General features: G+C 58.6%; 25 protein-coding genes. 6 read left to right on the top strand and 19 right to left on the bottom strand.

Translation table 11 applies throughout. The features are described from left to right. Positions 1 to 148: 148 nt before the first annotated feature. The 3 genes from AC07W5_RS03490 (at position 149) to coq7 (ending at position 2,131) form a co-directional block, all read left to right on the top strand. Positions 149 to 937: an SDR family NAD(P)-dependent oxidoreductase gene (locus AC07W5_RS03490; RefSeq protein WP_494990530.1), complete on the top strand. Its 789-nt coding sequence runs from the start codon at positions 149 to 151 to the stop codon at positions 935 to 937. 80 nt (positions 938 to 1,017) lie between these two features. Beyond that, the gene (locus tag AC07W5_RS03485) at positions 1,018 to 1,356 is read left to right on the top strand and encodes a histidine triad nucleotide-binding protein (protein ID WP_494990531.1); all 339 of its coding nucleotides are present in this window, start codon (positions 1,018 to 1,020) and stop codon (positions 1,354 to 1,356) included. A gap of 127 nt (positions 1,357 to 1,483) precedes the next feature. Then, entirely contained in the window at positions 1,484 to 2,131 is a 648-nt protein-coding gene (gene coq7 / locus AC07W5_RS03480) for a 2-polyprenyl-3-methyl-6-methoxy-1,4-benzoquinone monooxygenase (protein WP_494990532.1), read from the top strand. 65 nt (positions 2,132 to 2,196) lie between these two features. On the opposite strand, the gene speD is transcribed toward coq7, so the two are convergent. Then, positions 2,197 to 2,991: an adenosylmethionine decarboxylase gene (gene speD / locus AC07W5_RS03475; RefSeq protein WP_494990533.1), complete on the bottom strand. Its 795-nt coding sequence runs from the start codon at positions 2,989 to 2,991 to the stop codon at positions 2,197 to 2,199. Between the two features lie 238 nt (positions 2,992 to 3,229). Beyond that, complete coding sequence (locus tag AC07W5_RS03470; RefSeq protein WP_495011949.1) at positions 3,230 to 3,652, bottom strand: OsmC family protein; 423 nt, start codon at positions 3,650 to 3,652, stop codon at positions 3,230 to 3,232. A gap of 238 nt (positions 3,653 to 3,890) precedes the next feature. On the opposite strand from AC07W5_RS03470, the gene crp reads away from it, so the two are divergent. Continuing rightward, positions 3,891 to 4,535, top strand: a complete 645-nt coding sequence (gene crp / locus AC07W5_RS03465) for a cAMP-activated global transcriptional regulator CRP (protein WP_494990535.1) — start codon at positions 3,891 to 3,893, stop codon at positions 4,533 to 4,535. On the opposite strand, the gene AC07W5_RS03460 is transcribed toward crp, so the two are convergent. From AC07W5_RS03460 to AC07W5_RS03445, 4 genes are all read right to left on the bottom strand, one after another. After that, positions 4,532 to 5,233, bottom strand: coding sequence for a lipoate--protein ligase family protein (locus tag AC07W5_RS03460; protein ID WP_495022785.1), 702 nt, complete (start codon positions 5,231 to 5,233; stop codon positions 4,532 to 4,534). The genes crp and AC07W5_RS03460 overlap by 4 nt on opposite strands. Positions 5,234 to 5,310: 77 nt before the next feature. Next, the gene (gene trpC / locus AC07W5_RS03455) at positions 5,311 to 6,147 is read right to left on the bottom strand and encodes an indole-3-glycerol phosphate synthase TrpC (protein ID WP_494990537.1); all 837 of its coding nucleotides are present in this window, start codon (positions 6,145 to 6,147) and stop codon (positions 5,311 to 5,313) included. Further along, positions 6,144 to 7,193 (bottom strand): anthranilate phosphoribosyltransferase, encoded by a 1,050-nt coding sequence (trpD, locus tag AC07W5_RS03450; RefSeq protein WP_494990538.1) that lies wholly within the window; start codon positions 7,191 to 7,193, stop codon positions 6,144 to 6,146. Before trpD ends, trpC begins: the two co-directional genes overlap by 4 nt. A 9-nt stretch (positions 7,194 to 7,202) precedes the next feature. Further along, on the bottom strand, positions 7,203 to 7,796 hold the full coding sequence (locus AC07W5_RS03445; RefSeq protein WP_495022784.1) for an aminodeoxychorismate/anthranilate synthase component II: 594 nt from the start codon (positions 7,794 to 7,796) through the stop codon (positions 7,203 to 7,205). Between the two features lie 410 nt (positions 7,797 to 8,206). Between AC07W5_RS03445 and estP the strand changes: the two genes are divergently transcribed. Continuing rightward, the gene (gene estP / locus AC07W5_RS03440) at positions 8,207 to 10,117 is read left to right on the top strand and encodes an esterase EstP (protein WP_495022783.1); all 1,911 of its coding nucleotides are present in this window, start codon (positions 8,207 to 8,209) and stop codon (positions 10,115 to 10,117) included. A gap of 149 nt (positions 10,118 to 10,266) precedes the next feature. Here the strand turns inward: estP and trpE are convergent, their stop codons facing one another. From trpE to AC07W5_RS03390, 10 genes are all read right to left on the bottom strand, one after another. Beyond that, positions 10,267 to 11,742, bottom strand: a complete 1,476-nt coding sequence (gene trpE, locus AC07W5_RS03435) for an anthranilate synthase component I (RefSeq protein WP_495022782.1) — start codon at positions 11,740 to 11,742, stop codon at positions 10,267 to 10,269. Between the two features lie 70 nt (positions 11,743 to 11,812). Beyond that, positions 11,813 to 12,631: a phosphoglycolate phosphatase gene (locus AC07W5_RS03430; protein ID WP_495011952.1), complete on the bottom strand. Its 819-nt coding sequence runs from the start codon at positions 12,629 to 12,631 to the stop codon at positions 11,813 to 11,815. Then, complete coding sequence (rpe, locus tag AC07W5_RS03425) at positions 12,628 to 13,302, bottom strand: ribulose-phosphate 3-epimerase (RefSeq protein WP_494990543.1); 675 nt, start codon at positions 13,300 to 13,302, stop codon at positions 12,628 to 12,630. Before rpe ends, AC07W5_RS03430 begins: the two co-directional genes overlap by 4 nt. 81 nt (positions 13,303 to 13,383) lie before the next feature. Beyond that, positions 13,384 to 14,532, bottom strand: a complete 1,149-nt coding sequence (locus AC07W5_RS03420) for an iron-containing alcohol dehydrogenase (protein WP_495022781.1) — start codon at positions 14,530 to 14,532, stop codon at positions 13,384 to 13,386. A 192-nt stretch (positions 14,533 to 14,724) separates the two neighbouring features. Next, positions 14,725 to 15,549 carry an ABC transporter permease gene (locus tag AC07W5_RS03415; RefSeq protein WP_494990545.1) on the bottom strand — a complete coding sequence of 275 codons (825 nt, stop codon included), beginning with the start codon at positions 15,547 to 15,549 and terminating at the stop codon, positions 14,725 to 14,727. 13 nt (positions 15,550 to 15,562) lie between these two features. After that, the gene (locus tag AC07W5_RS03410) at positions 15,563 to 16,810 is read right to left on the bottom strand and encodes an ABC transporter permease (protein WP_494990546.1); all 1,248 of its coding nucleotides are present in this window, start codon (positions 16,808 to 16,810) and stop codon (positions 15,563 to 15,565) included. Positions 16,811 to 16,995: 185 nt separating this feature from the next. After that, the gene (locus tag AC07W5_RS03405) at positions 16,996 to 18,036 is read right to left on the bottom strand and encodes an ABC transporter substrate-binding protein (RefSeq protein WP_494990547.1); all 1,041 of its coding nucleotides are present in this window, start codon (positions 18,034 to 18,036) and stop codon (positions 16,996 to 16,998) included. A gap of 50 nt (positions 18,037 to 18,086) precedes the next feature. Beyond that, on the bottom strand, positions 18,087 to 19,211 hold the full coding sequence (locus AC07W5_RS03400; protein WP_494990548.1) for an ABC transporter ATP-binding protein: 1,125 nt from the start codon (positions 19,209 to 19,211) through the stop codon (positions 18,087 to 18,089). 404 nt (positions 19,212 to 19,615) lie between these two features. Further along, complete coding sequence (locus AC07W5_RS03395) at positions 19,616 to 20,245, bottom strand: response regulator (RefSeq protein ID WP_494990549.1); 630 nt, start codon at positions 20,243 to 20,245, stop codon at positions 19,616 to 19,618. 9 nt (positions 20,246 to 20,254) lie between these two features. Beyond that, complete coding sequence (locus AC07W5_RS03390; RefSeq protein ID WP_495011954.1) at positions 20,255 to 22,633, bottom strand: PAS domain-containing sensor histidine kinase; 2,379 nt, start codon at positions 22,631 to 22,633, stop codon at positions 20,255 to 20,257. A gap of 74 nt (positions 22,634 to 22,707) precedes the next feature. Here AC07W5_RS03390 and AC07W5_RS03385 point away from each other — a divergent pair, with 74 nt between their 5' ends. Continuing rightward, positions 22,708 to 23,703 carry an alpha/beta hydrolase family protein gene (locus tag AC07W5_RS03385; protein ID WP_495022780.1) on the top strand — a complete coding sequence of 332 codons (996 nt, stop codon included), beginning with the start codon at positions 22,708 to 22,710 and terminating at the stop codon, positions 23,701 to 23,703. 156 nt (positions 23,704 to 23,859) lie between these two features. Here the strand turns inward: AC07W5_RS03385 and AC07W5_RS03380 are convergent, their stop codons facing one another. The 3 genes from AC07W5_RS03380 to AC07W5_RS03370 are packed head-to-tail and all read right to left on the bottom strand — an operon-like array spanning position 23,860 to position 26,325. Beyond that, on the bottom strand, positions 23,860 to 24,627 hold the full coding sequence (locus AC07W5_RS03380) for a TerB family tellurite resistance protein (RefSeq protein WP_495011956.1): 768 nt from the start codon (positions 24,625 to 24,627) through the stop codon (positions 23,860 to 23,862). 1 nt (position 24,628) lies between these two features. Next, positions 24,629 to 25,303 carry an N-acetylmuramate alpha-1-phosphate uridylyltransferase MurU gene (gene murU, locus AC07W5_RS03375; RefSeq protein ID WP_495022779.1) on the bottom strand — a complete coding sequence of 225 codons (675 nt, stop codon included), beginning with the start codon at positions 25,301 to 25,303 and terminating at the stop codon, positions 24,629 to 24,631. Then, entirely contained in the window at positions 25,300 to 26,325 is a 1,026-nt protein-coding gene (locus AC07W5_RS03370; RefSeq protein ID WP_495022778.1) for an aminoglycoside phosphotransferase family protein, read from the bottom strand. Before AC07W5_RS03370 ends, murU begins: the two co-directional genes overlap by 4 nt. Between the last annotated feature and the right edge of the window lie 107 nt (positions 26,326 to 26,432).

The raw sequence follows: 26,432 nt of genomic DNA, 5'->3' as shown, positions 1-26,432 counted from the left end.
GCTCGCTGAGGAGCTACGAAAACATCGAACCAGCGACAGATGCAGCCCAATCAGCTCAGCCCCCTGTAGACTCTGCGCAAGAATGAAAAGCGCTCTGCGCCTGTGACACCTTTGTCCCAGGTGCGAAGCCGTTGCGATGGAGATTTGCATGACCCGTTACGCTCTGATCACTGGTGCTTCCAGCGGCATTGGCCTGGCCATGGCCGAAGCGCTGGCAAGACGTGGCCGCAGCCTGATTCTGGTGGCCCGCCAACGTGATCAGTTGGAAAGCATTGCGATAGAACTGACCCAGCGCTTTGGCGTGGAAGTATTGTTCCGTGCCTGCGACCTCGGAGAGCCGCTGCGCCTCTCCGGCTTTTTGCTGGAGCTTGAAGAAGGTGACCGTCAGATTGATTTGCTGGTCAATTGCGCCGGCATCGGCACCTGCGGTCCGTTTCTGGCCCAGGACTGGATGACGGAACAAGACCTGATCGAAGTGAACATTCTCGCCCTCACCCGTTTGTGCCATGCCGTTGGCAACACCATGGCTCTTTATGGTGGCGGGCAGATTCTGAATGTCGCATCGATCGCGGCCTTTCACCCAGGCCCCTGGATGAGTACGTACTACGCCAGCAAGGCATATGTCCTGCATTTCTCGGAAGGTCTGCGCGAAGAGCTGAAAAAATGCGCGGTAAAGGTATCGGTGCTCTGCCCTGGGCCGACGCGCACTGCCTTCTTCCGCACCGCTCAGCTCGACGCAAGCAAGCTGGAAAGCAGCAAGCTGCTGATGAGCCCCGAGGAGGTTGCGCTCTACACCGTACGCGCTTTGGAAAAGAACCGCGCAATCATTATTCCCGGGCGTCGCAACCGCTGGCGCGCCTTTGTTCCACGCCTTGGCTCACGCTGGCTCATACGAAAAATTGCCGGTGTCATCAACAAGACTTACTGCCCGCGTTAACTCACAACCATGTAAAGGGCTGGGCGCAGGCAGGTCACCTGAGTACACTCAGCCCGGACCAACACAACGGAGCAACAGCTGTGGATACTCTGTTCACCAAGATCATCAACAGAGAAATACCCGCGAAGATCATCTACGAGGATGACCAGGTACTGGCCTTCCACGATATTGCCCCACAGGCACCGGTGCACTTTCTGGTCATTCCGAAGAAACCGGTCCGCACGCTTAACGACCTCACAGAGGATGACAAGGCGCTGGCTGGACATATGCTGTTCACCGCCCAACGTCTGGCCAAAGAACTTGGCTGCGAAGCAGGCTTTCGTGTGGTCATGAACTGCAATGAGCTGGGCGGGCAGACCGTCTATCACATTCATATGCACGTGCTCGGCCAGCGTCAGATGCACTGGCCTCCGGGCTGATTGCTCTAGAACCCACCTTTGCCGCACACCCTTCGCACCATTGCAGCCAAGGGTGTGCTGATCCAGCGCAGGCTTCGCCTCATCGATTGGGGTAAACTGGCCACCGTGATTCTTCCCGGAGGTAAGCATGACTACCCAACGTCACTACTCGCCGATTGACCGTCTTTTGCTGCAAGCCGACGCGGCCATGCGCACCCTGCTGCCTTTCAGCGGCCAGCCCTATCGCCCTTCACCGGCCATCGTGCAGCCTGACGCGCAGTTGAGCGATGCGGACGCCCGGCACGTTGCCGGCCTGATGCGCATCAACCATACCGGCGAAGTCTGTGCCCAGGCGCTGTATCAGGGCCAGGCCCTGACCGCCAAGCTGCCGCAGGTGCGGGCCGCGATGGAGCATGCCGCCGAAGAAGAGATCGACCACCTGGTCTGGTGCGAACAACGCATCCGCCAATTGGGAAGCCATACCAGCCTATTGAACCCGTTGTTCTACGGCATGTCGTTCGGCATTGGCGCGGTTGCCGGGCTGATCAGCGACAAAGTCAGCCTCGGCTTCGTGGCCGCGACTGAAGATCAGGTATGCAAACATTTGAATGAACACCTGGAGCAACTGCCTGCCGAAGACGAGAAGTCCCGGGCAATTCTCGAGCAGATGCGCATCGATGAAGAGCTGCACGCCGAAAGCGCCCTGGATGCCGGTGGTTTCCGCTTCCCGGCGCCAGTCAAGTTCGGCATGAGTCTGATGGCCAAGGTCATGACCAAGAGCACCTATCGGATCTAGTCTGTAACCAAAACTGCGGGCACAAAAAAGGGCGCTGAATAAGCGCCCTTTTTTTGCTTGGCAGATCAGCTCGACATGTTGCGAGCGTAGAAGATCTCCAGCATTTCGTGCTTCACCCGCTCAGTAACCTGAGCGCGCTGTTCGACCGACAAGTTGCTGGTGGCGTCGCCGAACAGGTAGTTATCCAGTTCGAAGTTCTTGAGCAGCATCTTGGTGTGGAACAGGTTCTCTTGGTACACATTCACGTCGGTCATCTGGTAACCGTCGCGGGTGTCCTCGGAGAGGTAATTCTGAATCGAGTTGATCTCGTGATCGATGAAGTGCTTCTTGCCTTCAACATCACGGGTGAAACCGCGCACGCGGTAATCCACGGTAACGATATCCGAGTCGAACTGGTGAATCAGATAGTTGAGCGCTTTAAGCGGTGAAATAACCCCGCACGTCGACACATCGATATCCACACGGAAAGTCGCGATACCGTCCACCGGATGAATCTCCGGATAGGTATGTACGGTGATGTGGCTTTTGTCGAGGTGAGCCAGGATGGTCTCGGGCAGTGGCCCCGGGGATTCTTCGATCTGGCTGTCGGTAGGTGTCACCGGCTGCTCGGAAATCAGAATGGTCACGCTGGCGCCTTGCGGATCGTAATCCTGACGGGCGATGTTCAGGATGTTGGCACCAATGATATCGACAACATCGGTAAGAATCTGCGTCAGGCGTTCGGCGTCGTACTCTTGGTTGATGTACTCGACGTAAGCCTGTTGGTCCTGCGGGGTTTCCGCGTAGCAGATGTCATAGATGTTGAAGCTCAAGGTCTTTGTCAGGTTATTGAACCCGTGGAGCTTGAGTTTGCTTTTCACCGTTAAAAACTCTCTTTGTATTGCGGCCCGGCCGCGTGATCAAGCATGCCCGTCAGATGCGAACGACGCACCTGCGTAGGACGGTTAACACCTCTTCGCGATGGCGATTTTGGTTGTCTGCTCGGGCAAGTGACCTGCCTTGAAAGCGATCACTGCCCTGAAAAAAGTGGCGCATTATGCAGACCTCGGCCAATGATCGCCAGAGTCTGCACTGCTTTTATGATACTTGAATGTCGATTCAACCGAGTTCGACAATCTCATAGTCGTGAGTAATGGCGACGCCGGCGGCACCGAGCATGATCGACGCCGAGCAATACTTCTCGGCCGACAGCTCGATCGCGCGTTTGACCTGAGCTTCTTTGAGGGCCCGCCCCTTGACCACGAAATGCAGGTGAATTTTGGTGAAGACTTTAGGGTCTTCAGTGGCGCGCTCAGCCTCAAGGAAGGCTTCGCAGCTTTCCACTGCCTGGCGAGACTTCTTCAAGATGCTGACCACATCGAAATTGCTGCAACCGCCAAGGCCCAGCAGGAGCATTTCCATGGGCCGCACACCCAGGTTGCGACCGCCGCTTTCTGGCGGACCATCCATTACGACCACATGACCGCTGCCCGATTCACCGAGGAACATGGCTTCGCCAGCCCATTGGATGCGTGCCTTCATCGCCAAGACTCCACTGCTAAAAAAGGGTCGCCAGCTTAGCACAGGGCTCAGAAAGGACAGCGTTTTGCATCCAGGTCAGAGACTGCCGCTTCCGATAGGTAAATTCCCGAATCTCTACAGAATGCGTCTGTTAAGCTGGCGCCAAATCAATGGCGTTTGGCCAGCTATTTGCAGCATCTTGCGCTCGATAAAAAAGCTAAAACGAAACCACACCGTGCAGTCTTTTCGGGATTCAACCATGGTTGCTATTACCCCCACACCCAAGATCAAGAACCTCGACAAGTTGTTGATGCACTGCCAGCGCCGACGCTATCAGGCCAAAAGCAACATCATCTGCGCTGGCGATCGTTCGGACACGCTGTTTTTCATCATCAAAGGTTCAGTCACCATCCTGATCGAGGACGACGATGGCCGGGAAATGATCATCGCCTACCTCAACTCAGGTGACTTCTTCGGTGAGCTGGGCTTATTTGAACAAGCCGGTCATGAACAGCAACGCAGCGCCTGGGTACGGGCCAAGATCGAATGTGACGTGGCGGAGATCAGCTACAGCAAGTTCCGCGAACTGTCCCGGCAGGACCCGGATATTCTCAACGTCGTCAGCGGCCAGATTGCCCAGCGCCTGCGCGATACCACGCGCAAGGTCGGCGACCTGGCGTTCTTCGACGTCACCGGCCGGGTAGCCCGTTGCCTGCTGGAGTTGTGCAAACAACCGGATGCCATGACCCATCCAGACGGTATGCAGATCAAAGTGACCCGTCAGGAAATCGGTCGGATCGTCGGCTGTTCACGAGAAATGGTCGGGCGCGTACTCAAGGACCTGGAAGAGAGCAACCTGGTAAATGTCAAAGGCAAGACCATGGTGGTATTCGGCACTCGTTAAGCCGGCAGCAACTTCGCCAGTAGCTGTCGATACAGGGTATCCAGCCGCTTGATTGCATCCGGGGCGGCGAATTGCTCATGTAAGGCGATGTGGCTCTGAGCACGAACACGCTGTTCAAGACCACAAGCTTCATTGAAACGGTTGACCGCCGCGACCATTGACTCGCGCTCGTTGTCCAGTAACAGCGCACCGTGCACCAACCCCACCGGACGCTGGCCGCCCTTGCTCTGACGCCAACGCTGAGCGGTGCCCACCATCTTGCGACCATCGAGATTGACGTTAAAACGCCCGTCGCAGAATGCGCCGTCGACTTCTCCCAGAGAAGGTGTGCCGCCGAGTTCAGCGAGCAGCTCACAGATCGGATCGCACAACCGGCGATAGGCGATTTCGATCCGGCCCTGATCACCTTCACTGCGTGGCGGCGCGTAGACCAGTGCAATATTGATGGTTGCCGAAGATTGCGGCACCGGCTCACCACCGGTCTCGCGCAACAACACCGGCCAGCCGCTGGCGGCCAGCTCAATACTTGCCGCCTCAAAGCCTGGCAAGCGGCTCAAACGCCTGGGCATAACCAGCGCTCGATCACTCGGCTGCCAGAACAACAGGCCAAACTCGAGTTCGCCAGCGCAAACAGAGGTCAGCAAATCCTGCTCGGCGCGCAAACCGGCTTCAACGGTCAAGGCAATGGGCTGAGTCATGGCAGTACGAATCCTTTGCAATGGCGCACGTATGTATAAAAAAAGCCGGCATCGCCGGCTTTTTCACTCAATCAGGTTTAGTCGAGAGTGGAGCCGCTCACCGGCACACCACGCTCAGGGAAAAACAACCGTTGCAGCTCAGTCCCTGGATTCTCCGCGCGCATGAACGCCTCGCCAACCAGGAACGAATACACTTCGCTGATTTCCATCAGCTCGACATCGGCACGATTGAAGATACCACTCTCGGTAATCACCAGGCGATCACGCGGGATACGCGGCAGTAGATCCAGGGTGGTTTCCAGGTTGACGTCGAAAGTATGCAGATTGCGGTTGTTAACGCCCACCAGCGGTGTGTCGAGGGTTTTCAAGGCCCGCTCCAGTTCGTCACCGTCGTGCACTTCAACCAGCACATCGAGGCCAACGCTTTTCGCCACGGAGGCCAGCTCGGCCATTTTCACGTCATCCAGAGCGGAAACGATCAACAACACGCAATCAGCGCCCAGCGCCCGGGCCTCAACGATCTGATACGGATCGACCATGAAATCCTTGCGGATAACCGGCAACTTGCACGCTGCCCGCGCCTGTTGCAGATAAGCGTCGGCACCCTGGAAGAAATCGATATCAGTGAGCACTGACAGGCAAGTCGCGCCGCCTTTCTCGTAGCTCCTGGCGATATCTGCCGGCACGAAGTTCTCGCGGATCACGCCTTTGCTTGGCGAGGCCTTTTTGATCTCGGCAATCACTGCCGGGTGTTTGAGCTTGGCCTGGGCGATCAGCGCCTTGGCAAAACCGCGAGGCGCATCAGCTACCTTGGCCAGTGCTTCCAGCTCGGCAAGCGTCACGCGAGCGCTGCGCTCAGCGACTTCTTCAACCTTGCGCGCGAGAATCTTTTCCAGAACCGTCGGCACACTCATCCTTCATTCTCCATCTTGAATACCGCGGTGAACGCGCCCAACTCTTCGAGCTTCTCCCGAGCCAGCCCGGTGTGCAGTGCATCGTGAGCCAGGGCAACACCCTCTTTGAGGCTACTCGCATGATCGGCGGCATACAGCGCGGCGCCGGCATTGAGCACGATCATTTCTGCAGCTTTGTGGCCGTTCTCGGTTTTACGACGCCCAAGGGCATCGCGAATCAATTCAAGCGACGCCGCCGGGCTTTCGACCACCAGGCCGAACAGACTCTGACTTTTTATACCAAGGTCTTCCGGCTGGACCCAGTACTCGGTTATTTCGCCATCTTTCAGTTCAGCAACAAAGGTCGGTGCCGCGAGGCTGAATTCGTCCAGACCATCCTGGGAATGCACCACCAGCACATGCTTGCTGCCCATACGCTGCAACACTTCGGCCAATGGACGGCACAACGCCTGAGTAAACACGCCAACCACCTGATGCTTCACGCCGGCCGGATTCGTAAGCGGGCCAAGCATGTTGAACAGCGTACGCAGGCCCAAATCGCGGCGTGGCCCGGCGGCGTACTTCATTGCGCCGTGATGGGACTGAGCGAACATGAAGCCGATGCCGACATTATCGATGCAACGGGCTACTTGAACGGGTGTCAGGTTCAGGTAGATGCCGGCTGCCTCCAGCAAATCGGCACTGCCGCTTTTTCCGGAAACCGCACGGTTACCGTGCTTGGCCACAGTACAACCGGCCGCGGCGACCACGAACGAGGCCGCTGTCGACACGTTGAAAATGTTCGCGCCGTCACCGCCGGTGCCGACCACATCGACCACGCCATCGAGGGTTTTCAGTTCGACCTTGTCCGCCAGCTCACGCATGACCGACACCGCCCCGACGATTTCGTCGATGCTCTCGCTTTTCATGCGCATGGCCATCATAAAGGCGCCGATCTGCGCGTCAGTGCATTGCCCGGTCATGATCTCGCGCATGACATCGCGCATCTCATCAGTACTCAGGTCCAGGTGGCCGACGATACGGCTCAGGGCAGTCTTGATATCCATGGAAAGTCCTTAGCGCGTGCCGCCGCTCTGTTTGAGGAAATTGGCGAACAGCTCGTGGCCCTGCTCGGTGAGGATCGACTCTGGGTGAAATTGCACACCCTCAATGTTCAGCGTTTTGTGGCGAAGGCCCATGATCTCGTCGATGGAGCCGTCTTCACATTGCGTCCAGGCAGTCAGTTCCAGGCAATCGGGCAGGGTTTCGCGCTTGACGATCAGCGAGTGATAACGCGTAACCGTCAGCGGATGATTCAAGCCTTCGAACACACCCTTGTCCTCGTGGAATACCGGGCTAGTCTTACCATGCATGACTTGACGGGCGCGCACCACATCGCCGCCAAAGGCCTGGCCGATGGACTGATGTCCAAGGCACACACCCAGAATGGGCAACTTGCCGGCGAAGTGCTTGATGACTTCCAGGGAAATGCCGGCTTCAGTTGGAGTGCACGGGCCTGGGGAGACAACGATGCGCTCGGGTTTGAGGGCTTCGACTTCGGCAATGGTGAGTTCATCGTTACGCACCACTTTGACGTCTGAACCCAGCTCGCCGAGGTACTGCACAACGTTGTAGGTAAAAGAGTCGTAGTTATCGATCATCAGCAACATGTGGGTTACAACCTCTTGAATTCACTGACTTTTAATACGGCCTTCGTATGATTTACCCGCAGCGTCTCCCGCTCTGTCAGTCGCTGGACTTCAACCAGCACAAGCGGTGTTTTACACGGGCAAAGAAGGCAAATCGGTACAGGTCCGGCCGGGCCGGCAGAGAAAAGTTAGGCGCGCCAACGCCAACGGGCGTGGGCCTTAACAACTCGCATCAAGAGTTTGCTGACGATCAACACAGGGAAGGTCTCATTCATACGTCCCGGCACAGTAACTTAGCTGAGCAGAGGGTGCAATATGGCGCAGCCCAAGCCTGAACAAACAATCGATGCGGCCTTTGGCCATAGCTTAAGCGCAAAAGTTTTTGGTACTGTCGTTTCGTTCTCTACAACAATAAATAAATGGACTTGCTCATGATCAAACAGACGTTGTTCGTACCGCTCGCCGGCTGTCTTCTCGCGCTGGCTTGCGCTCAAGCGATAGCGGCTCCCTCCCCCTATTCCAAATTCATCGTGTTCGGCGACAGCCTGAACGATGCCGGGCAGTTCACCGATCCGGGTGGCCCGGCCGGTGCGACGTTGCGCTTCACCAACCGCACCGGCCCGATCTACCTGGATGGCAGCGGTGAAATTCGCGCCGCCAATTCGACGCAGCTGCTGGGGGGAAAACTGGGGTTTTCGCCTGACCAGACGGCTGCCTCGACCTCGGCAGTACGCGCCAACCAGGGCCTGCCTGACGGCAACAACTGGGCTGTCGGCGGCTACCGCACCGACCAGATCCTCGACTCGATCACCACCACATCAGACACAGGCGAACGCAGCCGCGCGGGTTACCTGCCGACGAATAGCTTCCGCGCCGACCCGAATGCACTGTATTACCTCTCGGGCGGTGGCAACGACTTTCTCCAGGGTCGAGTGACCAGCCTTGACGGGGCTAACGCCGCCGCCGATCGCCTGGTCAGCAGCGTGCAAACCCTGCAACAGGCCGGTGCCCGCTACATCATGGTCTGGCTGCTGCCAGACATCGGACTGACCCCGGCTATCAACGGCACACCGCTGCAAGCGTTCACCTCCCAGCTCAGCGCCCAGTTCAACACCGAACTGGTGAGCCGACTGCAGAGCGTCAACGCCGAGATCATCCCGCTCAACATTCCGCTGCTGCTTAAAGAGACGTTCGCCAACCCGGCACAGTTCGGCTTGGCCACCGACCAGAACCTGACCGCCACCTGCTTCAGCGGCGACAGCTGCACCGAGAACGCCCGGTACGGCATCAACAGTGCCACCCCTGACCCGACCAAGCTGATCTACAACGACTCGGTCCACCCGACCGAAACGGGGCAACGCCTGATTGCCGATTACGCCTACTCCCTGCTGGCCGCGCCATGGGAGCTGACGTTGCTGCCGGAAATGGCCCAGGGCACCCTACGCGCGCATCAGGATGAATTGCGCAACCAGTGGCTGGCTGACTGGGAAAACTGGCAAGGCGTTGGCCAATGGCGAGCAATTGTCGCTGGTGGCGGCCAACACCAGGACTTCGACACCCAAAGCAGCGGCGCAAGCGCCGACGGCAACGGCTACAACCTGAACATCGGCGGCAGCTACCGTCTCGATGAAGCCTGGCGCGTCGGTGTGGCTGCCGGTTTCTACCATCAGAAGCTTGATGCAGGTCAGGACGACTCGGAATACAAACTCAACACGTACATGGGCACAGCGTTCGCCCAGTACCAGCAGAACCGCTGGTGGGCTGACGCCGCAATGACCGCCGGGCATCTGGACTACGACAGCCTCAAGCGCAAGTTCGACCTTGGCGTTAACGAACGCGGGGAAAAAGGCGATACCAGCGGCTATGTGCTGGGCATCAGCGGTCGCCTGGGTTACGACATCGCGCAACAGGCAAGCAGCCCATGGCACCTTTCGCCGTTCGTGAGCGCCGATTTCGCCAAGGTAAAAGTCGATGGTTACTCGGAAAATGGCACCGACGCTACTGCGCTGACGTTCGATGACCAGTCCCGCAACTCCAGGCGCCTTGGCGTCGGTATCCAGGGCAAGTATCAGGTTACCCCGCAGACGCAAGTGTTTGGCGAGTTTGCCCACGAACGCGAGTACAACGACGACACCCAGCACCTGACCATCAGCCTTAACAGCCTGCCGAACAACCGGTTCACCCTGGCCGGTTACACCCCGCAGACCAACCTGAACCGCCTCAACCTGGGCGTGAGTCACAAACTCACTCAGGACCTGGCACTGCGGGCCAGCTACAACATCCGCAAGGATGACGACTTCACCCAACAAGGCATCAACGTGGGTGTCAGCCTGGACTTCTAAAGGGCAAACGAAGGTTGTTGCCTGGACGGTCGACAAGATCAAAAGATCGTCCGAACGCGGCCCGAACCTCCGGCAGCTCCTACATGGGGAATTGAAGGCAATAAAAAACGCGGCGCCCTCGCAGGCACCGCGTTTTTTATGGATCAGCGTTAAGGCGTCTGTTCGGCGAGGGCAACAGCGCGGAACATTGCGCGGCGCTTGTTCAGCGTCTCTTCCCACTCCAGCGCAGGCACTGAGTCAGCGACGATACCGCCACCGGCCTGCACATGCAGTTCGCCGTTTTTGATCACCGCCGTGCGAATCGCAATCGCGGTGTCCATGTTGCCGTTCCAGGCGAAATAACCCACCGCGCCGCCGTAAACGCCGCGCTTGACCGGTTCCAGTTCATCGATGATTTCCATCGCACGGATCTTCGGCGCGCCGGACAAGGTGCCCGCCGGCAGAATCGCCCGCAGCGCGTCCATTGCCGTCAGGCCGGCTTTCAGTTGGCCGGTAACGTTGGAGACGATATGCATGACGTTGGAATAACGTTCGATGACCATTTTCTCGGTGAGCTTCACTGAACCGATTTCCGAGACCCGGCCAGTGTCGTTGCGACCCAGGTCGATCAGCATCAGGTGCTCGGCGATTTCCTTGTCATCGGACAGCAAGTCTTCTTCCAGCGCCAGGTCGGCCTCTTCATTGGCCCCGCGTGGGCGGGTGCCAGCGATTGGCCGGACGGTGATCAGATTGTCTTCGACCCGTACCAACACTTCCGGCGAGCTACCGACGACATGGAAGTCGCCGAAGTTGAAGAAGTACATATAAGGCGTCGGGTTGAAGCAACGCAGCGCCCGATACAGATCAATCGGCGCCGCCTTGAAGTCGATGGACATGCGTTGCGACGGCACGACCTGCATGCAGTCACCGGCGAGGATGTATTCCTTGATGGTGTCCACCGCCCGCTCGTAATCGTCCTGGGTGAAGCTGGAACGGAATACGGGATCTGCGGCCTGTTGCTTGCTGAAGTCCAGACCGCGACGCGGGGTGATCGGCTGGCGGAGTTTTTCCAGCAGCTCTTGCAGGCGCGCCTGCCCATTATCGTAAGCGTTTTCCTGGGAAGGATCAGCCAGGACAATCGCATGCATCTTGCCAGCGAGGTTGTCGAACACCACCACGGCATCGGAAACCATCAGCAGAATGTCCGGTACGCCCAGTGGATCCGGGTTCGGGCATTTACCCAAACGCTTCTCCACATAACGCACGCAGTCATAGCCGAAGTACCCCACCAGCCCGCCGTTGAAACGCGGCAATCCAGCGATGCTCGGCACGTTGTAGCGTGCCTTGAACGCTTCAACGAATGTCAGCGGATCTTCGGATTCATGGCTTTCGATCTCCACACCATCGTGGGTGACACTGATGTGATGATCATGGACACGCAACACGGTGCGGCATGGCAGGCCGATGATCGAATAACGCCCCCACTTCTCACCGCCCTGCACGGACTCCAATAGATAGGAGTTCGGCTGATCGGCCAGTTTCAGGTAGATCGACAGCGGTGTGTCGAAGTCGGCAAGGGTTTCACAGGCAAGCGGGATGCGGTTGTAGCCGGCAGCGGCCAAACGCAGGAATTCTTCGCGGATCATGAGTAGCCTCGTGGCTTGAGGGTCTAACGGTCAGTAATGCAAACACGCCGGATAGCCGGCCAGAATCAAGTCAGGCGCGCCAACGCCAGCGGGCCAGGGCCTTGATGACTTTCATCCAGAGCTTGCGAGTGACCACCACGATGGAATCTCTTGGAGGGGGTTGAGCAACGTCGGGCAACGTTATCTCAGCGGCAGGATCCAGGCAACCGGGAATTAAAAAGCGCAGATCATCGATCACCAGCGCCGGCGACTCTTCGGCAATCGGTCGACCGTGATTGTAGCCATAGCTAAGCGCGACACACTTCACACCTGCCGCTTTCGCCGCCAGTACATCGCTGCGCGAATCACCGATGAACAGCGATTGGGAGGCTGGCACGTTGGCCATTTTCATCACGAAAAACAGCGCCGCAGGATCGGGTTTCTTCTGCGCCAAGGTGTCGCCGCCGATGATCCAGCGGAAATACCGGCCGATCTTCATCTGATCCAGCAGCGGCGCGACAAAACGCTCAGGCTTGTTGGTGATCAGGGCCATTTCCACGCCCTGTTTGTGCAGCCATTTCAAGGTTTCGCGCGCGCCGGGGTAGACCACGGTCAGTTCATGACCGTCCGCATAGGCCTCCATGAAAATCTCCAAAGCCTGTTCGGCTTCGGCATCGTCGACGTCAGCATGATCAATGCTTTCGGCAAGCGCGCGACGAACCAGCACTTGCACGCCGTTACCGACCCACTCACGCACAGGCTCAATACCGACGGGCGAGCGTCCCAGTTTGAGCAGCATGTTATCCACAGCCACCGCGAGGTCAGGGACCGAATCGATCAACGTGCCATCCAGATCGAACATCACCAGCCGTGGCAAACGCCCGGGAAACAGCTGCTCAAAGCCATTCATGGGCGAGCCAGTGCCAGTTCGGAACGCATCTTTTCAATTACCTCCTGGTAATTCGGAGCATTGAAGATCGCCGAGCCAGCGACGAAGGTGTCAGCACCCGCCTCGGCGATTTCGCGGATGTTGTTGACGTTCACCCCACCGTCGATTTCCAGACGAATGTCACGCCCGGACGCATCGATCAGCGCCCGCACTTCACGCAGTTTGTCGAGGGTGGCGGGAATGAACTTCTGCCCGCCAAAGCCCGGGTTGACGCTCATCAGCAGGATCATGTCGACCTTGTCCATCACGTACTTGAGTACGTCCAGCGGGGTCGCCGGGTTGAACACCAGACCCGCCTTGCAACCGCCTTCGCGGATCATTTGCAAGGAACGGTCGACATGCAGTGTGGCTTCCGGGTGGAAGGTGATGTAGGTCGCACCGGCTTCGATGAAGTCGCCGATAATGCGATCCACCGGGTTGACCATCAGATGCGCGTCGATTGGCGCGGTGATGCCGTATTTGCGCAGCGCGGAACAGACCATCGGGCCGATGGTCAGGTTCGGCACGTAGTGGTTGTCCATGACATCAAAGTGGACGATGTCGGCGCCAGAGGCGAGAACGTTATCCACTTCCTCACCCAGACGGGCGAAATCGGCGGAGAGAATCGACGGAGCAATAGCGAAGGGCTGCATGACGCACCTTTTCTGAGCAGAATCACGATGGCGCGCATTGTATACCTCATGCTTTCCAACGCGCACTGTGGCCTCAATGATCTAGTACGCGGTGCGATAGATTTTCTCGATATCGACAGCGCTCAGTTTACGCGGATTGTTGCGCATCAAACGCTCGATCCCCGCGGCCTCCACAGCCATGGCCGGTATCGCCTCCTCAGGCACCCCGAAACTACGTAACCCTTGGGGTATCTCCACGGTGGCACACAACTCGGCCATCGCCTCCACGGCCCTATCGGCCGCTTGATTGGCACTCAGCCCGGCGGTTTTCACGCCCATGGCCTGGGCAATATCCTGCATGCGCTCGACGCAGGCCATCTTGTTCCAGGTCATGACATGCGCAAGCAACAAGGCATTGCTGACGCCGTGGGCGATATTGAACCGCCCGCCCAGCGGATAGGCCAACGCATGCACCGCGCCGACTCCGGCATTACCGAACGCCATACCGGCCATCAGGCTGGCGGTGGCCATGTCTTCGCGGGCCTGCAGATTGGAAGGATTGGCGTAGGCCTTGGGCAGCGCTTTGGTGATGAGTTTTATCGCGCCGATGGCCAGTGAGTCGGTGATCGGCGAAGCGTTCAGCGACAGGTAGGACTCAATGGCGTGAACCAGCGCATCCATACCGCTGGCGGCGGTGACGCTGCGCGGACAGGTCAGGGTCATCTGCGGGCTGACCAGCGCCACATCCGGCAGCAGGTAATCACTGATGATGCCTTTCTTCAATTGCGCGACCTTGTCGGAAAGAATCGCCACATTGGTGACTTCCGACCCCGTACCGGCGGTGGTCGGGATCGCGATCAGCGGCGGGCCTTTGCGCGGCACTTGATCAATGCCGAACAGATCCTCGAGGGCACCGTGGTAGCCGGCGTACGCGGCGACACTTTTGGCAATATCAATGGCACTGCCGCCGCCCAGGCCGATCAGACCGTCGTGCCCGCCTTCGCGGTAAACGCGCATGCAGTCTTCGACAATGGCGATTTCCGGGTCAGGCAGAACCCGGTCGAAAATTTCATAAGAGCGTTCACCCAGTTGCGCCAACGCAAGCTCCACCGTGCCGGATCTCACCAGCGCGGCATCGGTGACAATCAATGGGTGGTCAATGTCCAGGCGGGTCAGCTCGGCGGCCAATTGCTCGATGGCGCCAGCGCCGGTGATTAGCTTGTGGGCGATTTTGAAGGAAGACAGACTCATCGGCTCGGCCTCTTATAGTTTTGGGGGCTGGGCACAAGAGTAGCTGGGGATTGGGGTTTGTCTGCTATTGATCCGGTGAATGTAACAAAGATCCAATGCGGGGACTTGCTCGCTATGACGGCGGAACATTCGACATTTATGCCGACCGACAGACCGCTGTCGCGAGCAAGCCCGCTTGAAAAACTTCTACCTTCAGACTGGCGCCGTACGCAGCTTCTCGCTGCGCCCACGCAACCATTCCAGGGTCAGCAGCAGGATCACCGAAAAAGCAATCAGCAGCGTCGCGGCGGCGGCGATGGTCGGGCTAAGGTTTTCGCGGATGCCGCTGAACATCTGCCGAGGCAACGTTGCTTGCTCGGGGCCGGCGAGGAACAGCGTTACCACCACCTCATCGAACGATGTCGCGAAGGCAAACAGTGCCCCGCTGATCACCCCAGGCGCGATCAACGGCAACGTCACCCGACGGAAAGCCGTCAGCGGTGATGCGCCCAGACTGGCGGCAGCACGCACCAGGTTTTGATTGAAACCTTGCAAAGTAGCCGACACGGTAATGATCACGAACGGCACACCCAACACCGAATGCACGACGATCAGCGAGGTATAGCTGTTGCCAAATCCCAGCGGGGCGAAGCACAGATAGCTGGCAACACCAATGATCACCACCGGCACCACCATCGGCGAAATCACCAACGCCATCACCAACGGTTTGCCGGGGAAGTCGCCGCGCGTCAGGCCGATGGCTGCCAGCGTGCCGAAAACCATCGCCAATACAGTTGCCGCCGGGGCGACGATGATGCTGTTCTTCAGGGAGCGCATCCACTCCGCCGAGGCGAAGAAATCCTGGTACCAATGCAGCGAGAAACCTTGCAGCGGGTAAACCAGGAAGCTGCCCGAGTTGAACGACAGCGGAATGATCACCAATACCGGCAAGATCAGGAACAACAGAACCAGCCCGCAGAGAATGCGCAAGCTGTAGAACCAGACCCGCTCAACGGGCGACTTGTAAGGGCTCAACATTTCGATTCTCTCCTTAGCTCAGGCGCAGGCGACTGGCGCCCACCAGCCAGCTGTAAATCAGGTAGAGCACGATGGTCGCCAATAGCAGCAAGCCACCGAGCGCAGTCGCCATCCCCCAGTTGATACTGGTGTTGGTGTAGAAGGCGACGAAGTAACTGACCATCTGATCGTTCGGGCTGCCGAGCAGCGCCGGGGTGATGTAGTAACCAATTGCCAGGATGAACACCAACAGGCAACCGGCGCCGACACCGGCATAGGTCTGCGGGAAGTACACTCGCCAGAAGCTGGCAAACGGATGGCAACCGAGGGAAATCGCCGCCCGCATATAGGTTGGCGAGATGCCTTTCATCACGCTGTAGATCGGCAGAATCATGAACGGCAGCAGGATGTGCACCATGGAGATGTAAACCCCGGTACGGTTGAACACCAGCGCCAGCGGTTTATCAATCACACCCATCGCCATCAGCGCGCTGTTGATCAGGCCACCCGACTGCAGCAAGACAATCCACGCCGCGACTCGCACCAGAATCGAGGTCCAGAACGGCAACAGCACTAGAATCATCAACAGGTTGCTTTGCCGGGACGGCAGATTGGCCAACAGATAAGCCAGCGGATAAGCCAGCACCAGGCAGATCGCGGTAATGATCAGGCCCATCCAGAAGGTGCGGGCGAAGATATCGAGGTAAATAGCCTGGTCTGGTGTGGCCGGGGCCACTTCGCCCAGGTCGTCGATGCGGTGATCGACAGCCGCCAGCAGGTAATAGGGTGTAATGCTGCTGGTGTTGCGGCGGATCGCCTGCCAGTACGCCGGATCGCCCCAACGCTCGTCGAGACTTTCCATCGCGTCTTTATAAGAGGCCGGTTCAGTCTTGAACGGCAGCGCTCGCGCGGTTTTGGTCAGCAGGCTGCGATAGCCGGCCAACTCCATGTTCAGTCGCTTGGACAGATCGCCCAAGGTTTGATTCTTGCGGGCTTCGGCCAGGTCTTCGCTGACGGCCTTGTAAACCGGCTCAGCCGGCAAACCTCGACCATCCCAGGCAGTCACCGCCGCCACAGTGCGCGGCATACCACCGACCACTTCCGGGTTACCGACGCTCTTATAGAGCAGCGCCACAATCGGCACCAGGAACACCAGCAACAGAAACAGCACCAAGGGCGCGATCAAAGCCTGGGCCTTCCAGCGGTTGACCCGCTCGGCATGTGCCAGACGCTGCTTCAAGGTGGGGCTGGTGACCTCGTTCAGGGGAACGGTGATGGCCATAGCAAACTCCGGAAATCTTTAAACGTTTCAGAGGGCGGCATCCCGTTTCGGAATGCCCCCCCTGCTCATCTGAAAATACACAACTGTTGCAGGAGCAAGGCTAACTCGCGATCGAGATGATGCGGTCTTTCAGCAAAACCGCGTGTACCTCATCGCGGGCAAGCCCGGCTCCCACAGGAGCGTGATTACTTCGCAGCCCACGAGTTGAAGCGCTGCTCCAGTTGCTCACCGTTATCAGCCCAGAAGCTGACGTCGATCTGCACCTGGTTGGCGATGTTTTCCGGAGTGGTCGGCATGTCTTTCAGAACATCTTTGGCCAACAGCGGTACGGCTTGGGTATTAGCCGGGCCGTAGGCAATGTTTTCCGAATAAGTCTTCTGCTGCTGCGGCATGACCGAGAACGCGATGAATTTCTTCGCAGCTTCGGCACGGGCTTTATCCAGACCTTTTGGGATCGCCCAGGCGTCGAAGTCGTAGATACCGCCGTTCCATACGACTTTCAGGTTGCTTTCTTTCTGCACGGCAGCGATCCGGCCGTTGTAGGCCGAGCTCATCACGACGTCACCAGAGGCCAGATATTGCGGCGGCTGAGCGCCCGCTTCCCACCACTGAATGCTTGGCTTGAGCTCATCGAGCTTCTTGAAGGCGCGGTCCTGACCATCTTTGCCGGCCAGCACTTTGTAGACATCTTTGGGCGCGACGCCGTCGGCCATCAAAGCGAACTCCAGGGTGTACTTGGCGCCTTTACGCAGGCCACGCTTGCCCGGGAATTTCTTGGTGTCCCAGAAATCCGCCCAACTGGTCGGTGCGCTTTTCAGCTTGTCGGCGTTGTAGGCGAGCACGGTCGACCAGACGAAGAAGCCAACGCCGCAAGGCTGAATAGCACCTTTGACGTAGTCTTCGGATTTGCCGAACAGGGCTGGATCGAGCTGCTCGAACATGTCTTCGTCACAGCCGCGGGACAGCTCTGGCGACTCCACTTCCACCAGGTCCCAGGACACGCTCTTGGTGTCGACCATGGCTTTGACCTTGGCCATTTCACCGTTGTATTCGCCGGCGACGATCTTGCCGTGGCCCGCGGCTTCCCAAGGTGCGTAGAAGGCTTTGGCCTGAGCCGCCTTGTTCGCCCCGCCGAAGGACACCACCGTCAGGTCCGCGGCCGCCATTGCGTGTGCCGCACCCATCATGCCCAAAGCCAGGGCGGTGAATTTCAGGGATCTCAACATTTATTGTTCTCTCCACGTGCAGGGTTTGTGTTGGTGAAGCAAGGGGGCGATCAGTTCGCCTCTAGAAGTGGGTCGAGCGCGCGAACGTGTTCGACCTGCCAGCCAAGCGGTACCACATCACCAACCGCCAGAGCCGGATCCAGCTCGGCGATCGGTTGTTTCACGAAGAAGTCGGTCTTGCCGCAGACTTCCAGGCGAACGCGGACGTGGTCGCCCAGATAGATGAATTCCGCCACGCGCCCCGAGAAGCGGTTGACGCAGGATTCGCTGGAGCCATTGAGGCTCACGCGCTCCGGACGAATGGACAGGGTCACTGGCTCGCCGGTCTTGCCGACATTCACCGCCAGCGCTTCGACCTTTTCACCACGACCCAGCTCAACCACGCAGCGATCGCCGTTGTGGCTGTGCAAACGGCCGTTGAGACGGTTGTTCTCGCCGATGAAGTTGGCGACGAAGGTATTTTTTGGCTTTTCATAGAGCTCGCGCGGTGGCGCAATCTGCTGGATTTCGCCTTGATGGAATACCGCCACGCGGTCGGACATGGTCAGGGCTTCGCCCTGGTCGTGGGTCACGTAGACCACGGTCACGCCCAGGCGTTGGTGCAGGTGTTTGATCTCCATCTGCATGTGTTCACGCAGTTGCTTATCCAGTGCCCCCAGTGGTTCGTCCATCAGCACCAGTTGCGGTTCGAACACCAACGCCCGGGCCAGCGCCACACGCTGCTGCTGACCACCGGAAAGCTGCGCCGGATAACGCTTGGCGAATGCATCGAGCTGAACCATGCTCAGCACGCGCTTGACCCGGTCACTGACGTCGCTTTTGTTCAGGCCACGCACGGTCAGCGGGAACGCCAGGTTCTCGGCCACCGTCATGTGCGGGAACAACGCGTAGTTCTGAAACACCATGCCGATGTCGCGCTTATGCGGCGGCACGTTGTTGATCGAACGCCCGGCCAGCTGGATTTCACCGGCGGTCGGGGTTTCGAAACCGGCCAGCATCATCAGACTGGTGGTCTTGCCGGAGCCGGAAGGCCCGAGCAGTGTGAGGAATTCGCCTTTGCGAATCTCCAGGTTGAGGTCTTTGACGATCAGGTTCTCGCCGTCGTAGCTCTTTTGCACTCCACGAAAGCTGACCAGAACATCATTTGCCCCAGCACTTGAATCGACCTCGCTCATACCCACACCTTTTGTTTTTGACTGCCGTGGACTAAGCCTAGTGGAGCCTCACAACCACGCAAATCGGGGGGTATGAGAGATTCGCCTAAGCCGGATGGAAGGTTCGGGGTAGGGATTGCCCTACACAAATGGCGTGATTGGGCATGTCACGAGGGAATGGGCTCGATGACCTGCATTGGAAGCCATATAACGCGGGAATCGGACCTTACAGGCATGTCGTAAATGGGTATGGCTACACGCACTTCGTAGCAGCTGCCGAAGGCTGCGTTCGAGTGCGAAGCGCTCGCAAGTCAGGCAATCGAGATTTATCCGGGTAAATCGCGTTTGGAAGTTTTACGACCGCTTCGCGGCCGAACGCAGCCTTTGGCAGCTGCTACGGTTATGTGGCGTCCAAAGGAGACGCGTTACAGGAGCTTGTGTTTCATTGCGTATTTCACCAGCTCGGCCAGCGAAGTGATATTGAGTTTTTGCATCAGCCGCGCCTTGTGGGTGCTGATGGTTTTGCTGCTCAATGCCAATTGCTGGGCAATGTCGTTAACGTTCGCGCCTTGGGCCAGCCGTTCGAACACCGAAAACTCGCGTTCAGACAGCAACGAGTGCAACGGCCGCGAGTCAGTCAGCCCCACTTCAAACACCATCCGGTCGGCCAGATCCGGGTCGATATAACGCCCACCTGCCGCGACCTTGCGGATCGCGGTCAGCAGCAGTGCCGGATCGCTGTCCTTGGTGGCATAACCGGCAGCCCCGACTTTCAACGCACGAGCGGCCATTTGCGCCTCGTCATGCATCGACAGCACCAGAATCGCCGGAGGATTGTTCAGCGCGCGAATCCGCGGGATTGCCTCCAGGCCATTGACGCCGGGCATGGAGATATCCAGCAACACCACTTCACAAGGGACATGTCGCAAAACGTCCAATAGCTGCTCGCCATTGCACGCCTCACCCACCACCAACAGGTCCTTGGCCAGGCCAATCAACTGTTTGATGCCTTCGCGGACGATGGTGTGGTCTTCGGCTACCAGTACACGGATCACGCATCTCTCCTAATCCAACGGCACTCGCACGCTCAGTGTCGTGCCTTCGCCCAGCTCACTTTCCAGCGACAGACTGCCGCCCATGATCAACACCCGCTCGCGCATGCCCACCAGACCAAACGAAGTCGGGCGGCCTGTCGCCGGGACAAATCCCTGACCATCGTCGCTGACAGTCAGGCATAAATCGCCACCTTCGCGGGTCAGTGTCAATTCAACAGTATGCGCCTGAGCGTGGCGCATGACATTGGTCAGCGCCTCCTGAAGGATACGGAACAGGCCAATGGCCTTGGCGTCGCTAAGGACCGGCAAATTTTCCGGTACCTGGACCAGACACGGAATCTGCGTACGCGCCTCGAAACGTCGCGCCTGCCACTCGATGGCCGAGGCGATGCCTGCATCAAGAATCGGTGGGCGCAGCGCCGTGGCAACATCGCGCACCAACTGGAACAGCTGCGCGATCAGACGCTTCATGCTGTTGAGCCGTTCGTTCAAACCCGGGTCAAGATGAGCGTAAGCCAGCTCGCACATAGAGGTTTCCAGTTTGAGCACGGTCAGCATCTGCCCCAGCTCATCGTGAACCTCCCGGGCAATGCGGGCCTTTTCCTCTTCCCGCACACTTTCCAGGTGAGCGGACAACTCGCGCAGTTGCTCGCGAGAACCGGCCAACTCCAGCTCGATACGCTTGCTTTCGCTGATGTCCCACACAATCCCGTCCCAGACCGCCGCGCCATCCTCGAGACGACGGGTGATCGCCTTGATTTCCGCCCAACGCTGCTCGCCCTGACGCGTCACAATCCGCCCTTGCCAGGACCAGTCGCTATCCGTATCCAGCGCTTGATCCTGGGTCTGGTGATAGCTGGCTTTGTCGTCGGGATGGACCAGGCTGCGCAAGCCTTTGTCGCGATGGCTCAACGTCGCCGGCGAATAGCCCACCAGGTTTTCACTGCCTTCACTGATATAGGCGAAGTCGATCTGCCCGGTGACCGGCGCCCGCTCCAGGCGAAACACCAGTCCCGGTACGTTGGCGGCGATGCCTTGTAGTCGCGCCTCGCTTTCCTGCAAGGCGGCCAGGGCACGTCGACGCTCAGTGACGTCGTTGAGATAGACCACCAGATACTCACTATCGCGAAAGCGCAGGAAGCTCAGCGACACGTCAGCAGGCAGGATGCTGCCATCGGCACGAACACAGCTGGTTTCGAAGCTCTGCGGTCCATCGTCACTGGCACGGGCGCGCTTCCAAAGCGTCAGCCAACGGTCCATATGCAGGTCAGGCTCGAAGTCGATCAAGGGTCGGTCGATGACGCCGCCCGGTGCATAACCGAGCATTTCTTCGGCCGCCCGATTGGCGTAGCGGACATGGCTGTCCCAGTTGACCCAGAGGATCCCCACGGTGCTTTGGTCGATGGAAAACTGCGTCAGGCGCAAGGCTTCTTCGCTGGCCTCACGATGGGCGATGTCCTCTCTGGCTGCCAACAAACGCTGCTCAAGGCATCGTCGCTGGCGACGCAGCCAGGTGACGATGGCCATGCTGCTGAGCAACAACACCGCCAGCAATAGACAGAGGTTCTGCCAAAAACCCGGCGACTCGACCAGACGCGGGTATTTGGGTTGCAGCCAGCGACTGTGTAGCTGTTCCAGATCTCGCGCCGGAATCGCATGCAGCGCCCTTTCAACGATCCCCGCCAGCTCAGGCCAGTCACGTCGCGTGGCGACCCGCAGCAATTGCGGCAGGCCGATATCACCGACCACCGCCAGACCGGTGAACTCCGGCTCGGCCGACAAACGACTGAGCTGCGCTTCATCCACCACGGCATACCGGGCTTGCTGGCTCAAAAGCAACTGCAAGGCCTGGCGCTCCATCGGTACCCCCTGCAAATTGAGATGGCCGTAAGTGCTGCGCAGGTAGTCGGCAACCGCACTGGGCATGCGTACAGCGACACGGGACTGGCTGTCGAGCTTCTCCAGGTCCACCGCACCGGCGCCTTTACGCTCACTGACTACCAGTTGTGGTACACGCATATAAGGATCGGAAAACTGCCAGAGTCGCAGCCCCGCCGGGGTTTGAGTCAGGCCGGGGGCAATGTCGACTTCACCGTCACGCACGGCGGCCTCCAACTGTTCCTGATCTGCAAAGTTGCGCCAACTCAGCTCGACCTTGAGGGCTTGGGCCAGCCACTGCATGAGCTCGACATTGGCCCCGGACAATCGCTGCAAGCGGCGATCAAATTGGGCGTATGGCGCTTGCATCACTAGCCCGACACGCAGCTCGGCGTGTTGCTCAAGCCATTGACGCTGATCGACATTCAACTGCGCGGGCGCAGGGGCCGCCAACGCGATCAAGGGAAGGCAAAAACAGCCGATAACCAACAGGCAGCGAAAACGCATCATCTGAAGTCTCACACACTGACAAATACTGACCAACCCATTAGGCTGCCGGGATTACTTCTGGCCTGGAATATCCGATGCCCCCTGTCTACCGCTTGGCACTGCACGCATTGTGCCTGTCGCTGATCCTGCCTTGTGCCTTTTCAGTCGAAGCCGCCGATCCTCCCGGCGCCACGGCAAAAACCGCAGAAGAAAAACCGGTAGAGCGCCAGCTGCTGCTTGAGCGTAGTCAGGAAGAAGCGACGGCCCTTGAGCGACAAATCCCACAGCAGGAGCAGCAACAGTTGCAGGCCGGCAGCGACAGCTTCCTCACACTCTGGAAACCGGCCAATGCCAGTGAACCCAGCGGTGCGGTCATTATCATCCCCGGCGCCGGCGAAACCGCTAACTGGCCTCAAGCAATCGGTCCATTGCGGCAAAAATTGCCAAACGCCAACTGGGGCAGCCTGAGTATTACCTTGCCCGACCTGCAGAGCGACGCCAGCCAGCCGCGCATTGTCGAAGCCGCACCCGCGCCTGCCCCTGTGGACACTAGCAGCAAAGATGCCAGCACCGCTGCACCCAAACCCATCGAACAAGCGGCTGGCGGTGAGGCTGACATCACTGATCGTGCCGCCGCCGATAGTTCTGAGGAGAAAATCAAGGCTGACGCCGAGCGGATCTTCGCCCGAATCGATGCGGCAATTGCCTTTGCGCGGCAGCAAAACGCTCGCAGCATTGTCCTGCTGGGACATGGCACCGGGGCTTATTGGACCGCGCGTTACCTGAGCGAGAAACAACCGCCGCACGTAGAGACGTTCGTAATGGTCGCCGCGCAAACGCCACTTAACGGAAAACCTGAGCTGGCACAACTGACGCCGACCTTGAAAGTCGCAACTGCCGACTTTTTCTATAATGACAAGGAGCTGGCACGCAGCGCCGCTTTGGCACGTCTGCAGGCGAGTAAACGCTTGAAGAGCGCACGCTTCACTCAGGTGTCTTTGAAGGCGTTACCTGGAAACAGCGCCGCCGAACAAGAGCAACTGTTTCGGCGCGTTCGCGGCTGGTTAAGCCCACGGAACACCGGCAACTGAACGGCCCTATTCGCGGGCAACCCGCCAGGATCGCAGCCAGCGGCAGCTCTTGCGCCGAGCGGATCTCGACCTGGCACCGAGGATATACACCGAACCGTAGGCGATGCCAAAGGTTCGGGTCGTGCTCGGATGATCTTTTCAGGGTCACCTGAATGCCTAACGAAAATCCCGCCGCTCACGGATCAACGCATAAGCGTTGTGCAGCTCGCGAGTTTTCTCGGTTGCCTCGCGCACTTGAAACGGGGTCGCGCCAGTGCCGGCAATCTTGTCCGGGTGATGGCGGCTGAGCAGGCGCCGGTAAGCACGCTTGATCTGCAATGGCTCGCTGGTGGCCGTCACACCCAGCACCTGCAAAGCCTCTTGATAAGCCCTGCCACTGTTGGCCAGGCTTTTTTTATGCGGCTCGTAGTCACTGGCCAGCGCTTGCACCTGTTGAGGTGTCCAGCCCAGCCATTTACCCCATAGATTAATCAGCTCTCGTTCGGCGCTGCTGGCTCGACCATCAGCCCAGACCATACGCCAGCAGGCGCGCAAAACGCCCTCGGCTGCATGCGGTTGGGTACTCAAGCGGCGCAAATACCCATGCAAGCGATCATGCCCGGACTTACCCCGATTGAACGCAGCGATGGCTCGCTTTTGCGCAGGCCCACTCATATCGAGTGAACGCATTTCCTGACGAGCCTGCTGGATATGCCCCTCAACCACCTGGCCATCGCTCTTGGCCAGTCGCCCTAACAATACGAACAACAGCTCATCATTGCGCAGCGCCGAACGCCCGCTCAAACGTTGGCGCAGATGGTCCCAACTCTGCAGTTGCAAGCGCCGATCCAGCGCCTGCCCCAACAATGCACCTAACATGGCCCCCGGAATGCTGGCTATGGCAAAGCCCGCTCCGGCTCCGATCAGAGTCCCTGGCCACAACATATCAGCGGCTCGCTTCCAGCAATTGTTCTACTTGCGCCAGACGTTCAAGGGTTCCGACATCAATCCAGCATCCATGCATGTGTTCGCCCGTGACCTGCCCTTGAGCCATGGCTTCGCGCAACAGCGGCGCCAATTTGAAGGAACCGGCGACGCACGTAGAGAACAGCCTTGGATGCAAAACCGAAATACCACTGTAAGTCAGCGCGGCTGAACCCGTCCCGGCGTCGTGTATCTGACCGTCCACCAGACAAAAGTCCCCCCCTGTCGGGTGATGCGCCGGGTTGTCGACCATCACCAGATGAGCAAGTCCGGCAATCGGTTGGCGCAAAGCCGTGAAGTCGTAATCAGTCCAGATGTCACCATTGACCACCAGGAACGGTTCACCACCCAACAGCGGCAATGCCCGAAAAATACCGCCTCCGGTCTCCAGCGGTTCCCCCTCCGGCGAATACTGAATGCTCACACCAAACTGCGATCCATCGCCCAGATAGTCCTCAATTTGCTGACCCAGCCAGGCATGGTTGATGACGATCTCGGTAAAACCTGCCACCGCCAATGCCCGAATGTGGTACTCGATCAATGGCACACCCGCGGCACGAATCAATGGCTTGGGCGTCGCCAGGGTCAGCGGACGCATGCGCTCACCTTTACCGGCCGCGAGAATCATTGCTTTCATACGGGCGCTCCAACCGGCTGGCGCAGGCTCGCCAACAGCTCACCCAACTCCGCCAGCTCTGGCCTGCGGGCCAGCACCGCTTCTATATAGGCAAAGAAACGCGGTACATCGCCCAGATAACGCGGCTTACCGTCACGGTGGCAGATGCGGGCAAAGATCCCGATCACCTTCAAATGACGCTGCACGCCCATCAGATCGCTGGCACGCAGGAAGTCTTCAAAATCAGACTGTACCGGGATACCCAATTTACCCGCCTGGTGCCAATAATCTTTCAGCCAGCCATGCACGCGAGCGTCAGGCCAACTGAGGAATGCATCCTTGAACAGGCAGGTCACGTCATAAGTGACCGGGCCGTAGACTGCATCCTGGAAGTCCAGCACGCCCGGGTTCGGCTCGCTCAACATCAGGTTGCGCGGCATGTAGTCGCGATGTACCAGCACCTTGGGTTGGGCCAGAGCGCTGTCGATCAATAGATCGCTGACCCGTTGCCAGAGCGCCAGTTGTTCCTGGTCAAGCTTGATACCCAGCTCACGGCCCACGTACCACTCGGGGAAGAGTTCCAGTTCGCGGCGCAGCAACGCCACGTCATAACTGGGAAGCACGGCATCCATTGGCAACTGCTGGAAGGCCAGCAATGCCTGCAGCGCGTCCTTGAACAAATCGTCGGCATTTTCGCCGTCGATCACGTCCAGATAGGTCTTGTTGCCCAGGTCATTGAGCAAAAGAAATCCGCGCTCGAGGTCCTCGGCATAAATTATCGGGACGTTTATTCCGGATTTCGCCAGCAATAAAGCGATATCCACGAAGGGTTTACAGTTTTCCTGGGGCGGTGGAGCGTCCATCACGACGAAGCTACGACCCTCCCCTTCCCAGCGATAATACCGCCGAAAACTCGCGTCGCTGCTGGCCGCAGTCAACGTAGCCGGGGGCACGGCGCCCCAGCCGCGTGCTGTAAACAGAGTTGCCAATTGCTCATCGAGCCAAACTTTCAGGTGTTGCAAGCGTACATCTTGGTCAGGCATTGCAAGGGTCTCCGACGGCGCTAGCCGTCAAGCGGGTCATGCTTTATTATCCAGCATCTTTTTCAGACCATCGAGAGGCGTGCGGCCCACACCGCGGGCAGATGGCA

This window comes from Pseudomonas sp. GW821-FHT01E05 (assembly GCF_059422425.1).
Note: the sequence above shows the minus strand (reverse complement) of the source record. Positions and strands in the feature narration are given on the sequence as shown.

Coding starts and splice junctions, on each gene's coding strand:
- estP (WP_495022783.1), top strand. CDS start 8,207: ATGATCAAACAGACGTTGTTCGTACCGCTCGCCGGCTGTCTTCTCGCG.
- AC07W5_RS03410 (WP_494990546.1), bottom strand. CDS start 16,810: ATGGCCATCACCGTTCCCCTGAACGAGGTCACCAGCCCCACCTTGAAG.
- AC07W5_RS03470 (WP_495011949.1), bottom strand. CDS start 3,652: ATGAAGGCACGCATCCAATGGGCTGGCGAAGCCATGTTCCTCGGTGAA.
- crp (WP_494990535.1), top strand. CDS start 3,891: ATGGTTGCTATTACCCCCACACCCAAGATCAAGAACCTCGACAAGTTG.
- AC07W5_RS03380 (WP_495011956.1), bottom strand. CDS start 24,627: ATGTTGTGGCCAGGGACTCTGATCGGAGCCGGAGCGGGCTTTGCCATA.
- coq7 (WP_494990532.1), top strand. CDS start 1,484: ATGACTACCCAACGTCACTACTCGCCGATTGACCGTCTTTTGCTGCAA.
- AC07W5_RS03415 (WP_494990545.1), bottom strand. CDS start 15,549: ATGTTGAGCCCTTACAAGTCGCCCGTTGAGCGGGTCTGGTTCTACAGC.
- AC07W5_RS03460 (WP_495022785.1), bottom strand. CDS start 5,233: ATGACTCAGCCCATTGCCTTGACCGTTGAAGCCGGTTTGCGCGCCGAG.
- AC07W5_RS03420 (WP_495022781.1), bottom strand. CDS start 14,532: ATGAGTCTGTCTTCCTTCAAAATCGCCCACAAGCTAATCACCGGCGCT.
- AC07W5_RS03390 (WP_495011954.1), bottom strand. CDS start 22,633: ATGATGCGTTTTCGCTGCCTGTTGGTTATCGGCTGTTTTTGCCTTCCC.
- AC07W5_RS03370 (WP_495022778.1), bottom strand. CDS start 26,325: ATGCCTGACCAAGATGTACGCTTGCAACACCTGAAAGTTTGGCTCGAT.
- AC07W5_RS03445 (WP_495022784.1), bottom strand. CDS start 7,796: ATGTTGCTGATGATCGATAACTACGACTCTTTTACCTACAACGTTGTG.
- AC07W5_RS03400 (WP_494990548.1), bottom strand. CDS start 19,211: ATGAGCGAGGTCGATTCAAGTGCTGGGGCAAATGATGTTCTGGTCAGC.
- trpC (WP_494990537.1), bottom strand. CDS start 6,147: ATGAGTGTGCCGACGGTTCTGGAAAAGATTCTCGCGCGCAAGGTTGAA.
- rpe (WP_494990543.1), bottom strand. CDS start 13,302: ATGCAGCCCTTCGCTATTGCTCCGTCGATTCTCTCCGCCGATTTCGCC.
- trpE (WP_495022782.1), bottom strand. CDS start 11,742: ATGATCCGCGAAGAATTCCTGCGTTTGGCCGCTGCCGGCTACAACCGC.
- AC07W5_RS03430 (WP_495011952.1), bottom strand. CDS start 12,631: ATGAATGGCTTTGAGCAGCTGTTTCCCGGGCGTTTGCCACGGCTGGTG.
- AC07W5_RS03405 (WP_494990547.1), bottom strand. CDS start 18,036: ATGTTGAGATCCCTGAAATTCACCGCCCTGGCTTTGGGCATGATGGGT.
- AC07W5_RS03385 (WP_495022780.1), top strand. CDS start 22,708: ATGCCCCCTGTCTACCGCTTGGCACTGCACGCATTGTGCCTGTCGCTG.
- AC07W5_RS03490 (WP_494990530.1), top strand. CDS start 149: ATGACCCGTTACGCTCTGATCACTGGTGCTTCCAGCGGCATTGGCCTG.
- murU (WP_495022779.1), bottom strand. CDS start 25,303: ATGAAAGCAATGATTCTCGCGGCCGGTAAAGGTGAGCGCATGCGTCCG.
- trpD (WP_494990538.1), bottom strand. CDS start 7,193: ATGGATATCAAGACTGCCCTGAGCCGTATCGTCGGCCACCTGGACCTG.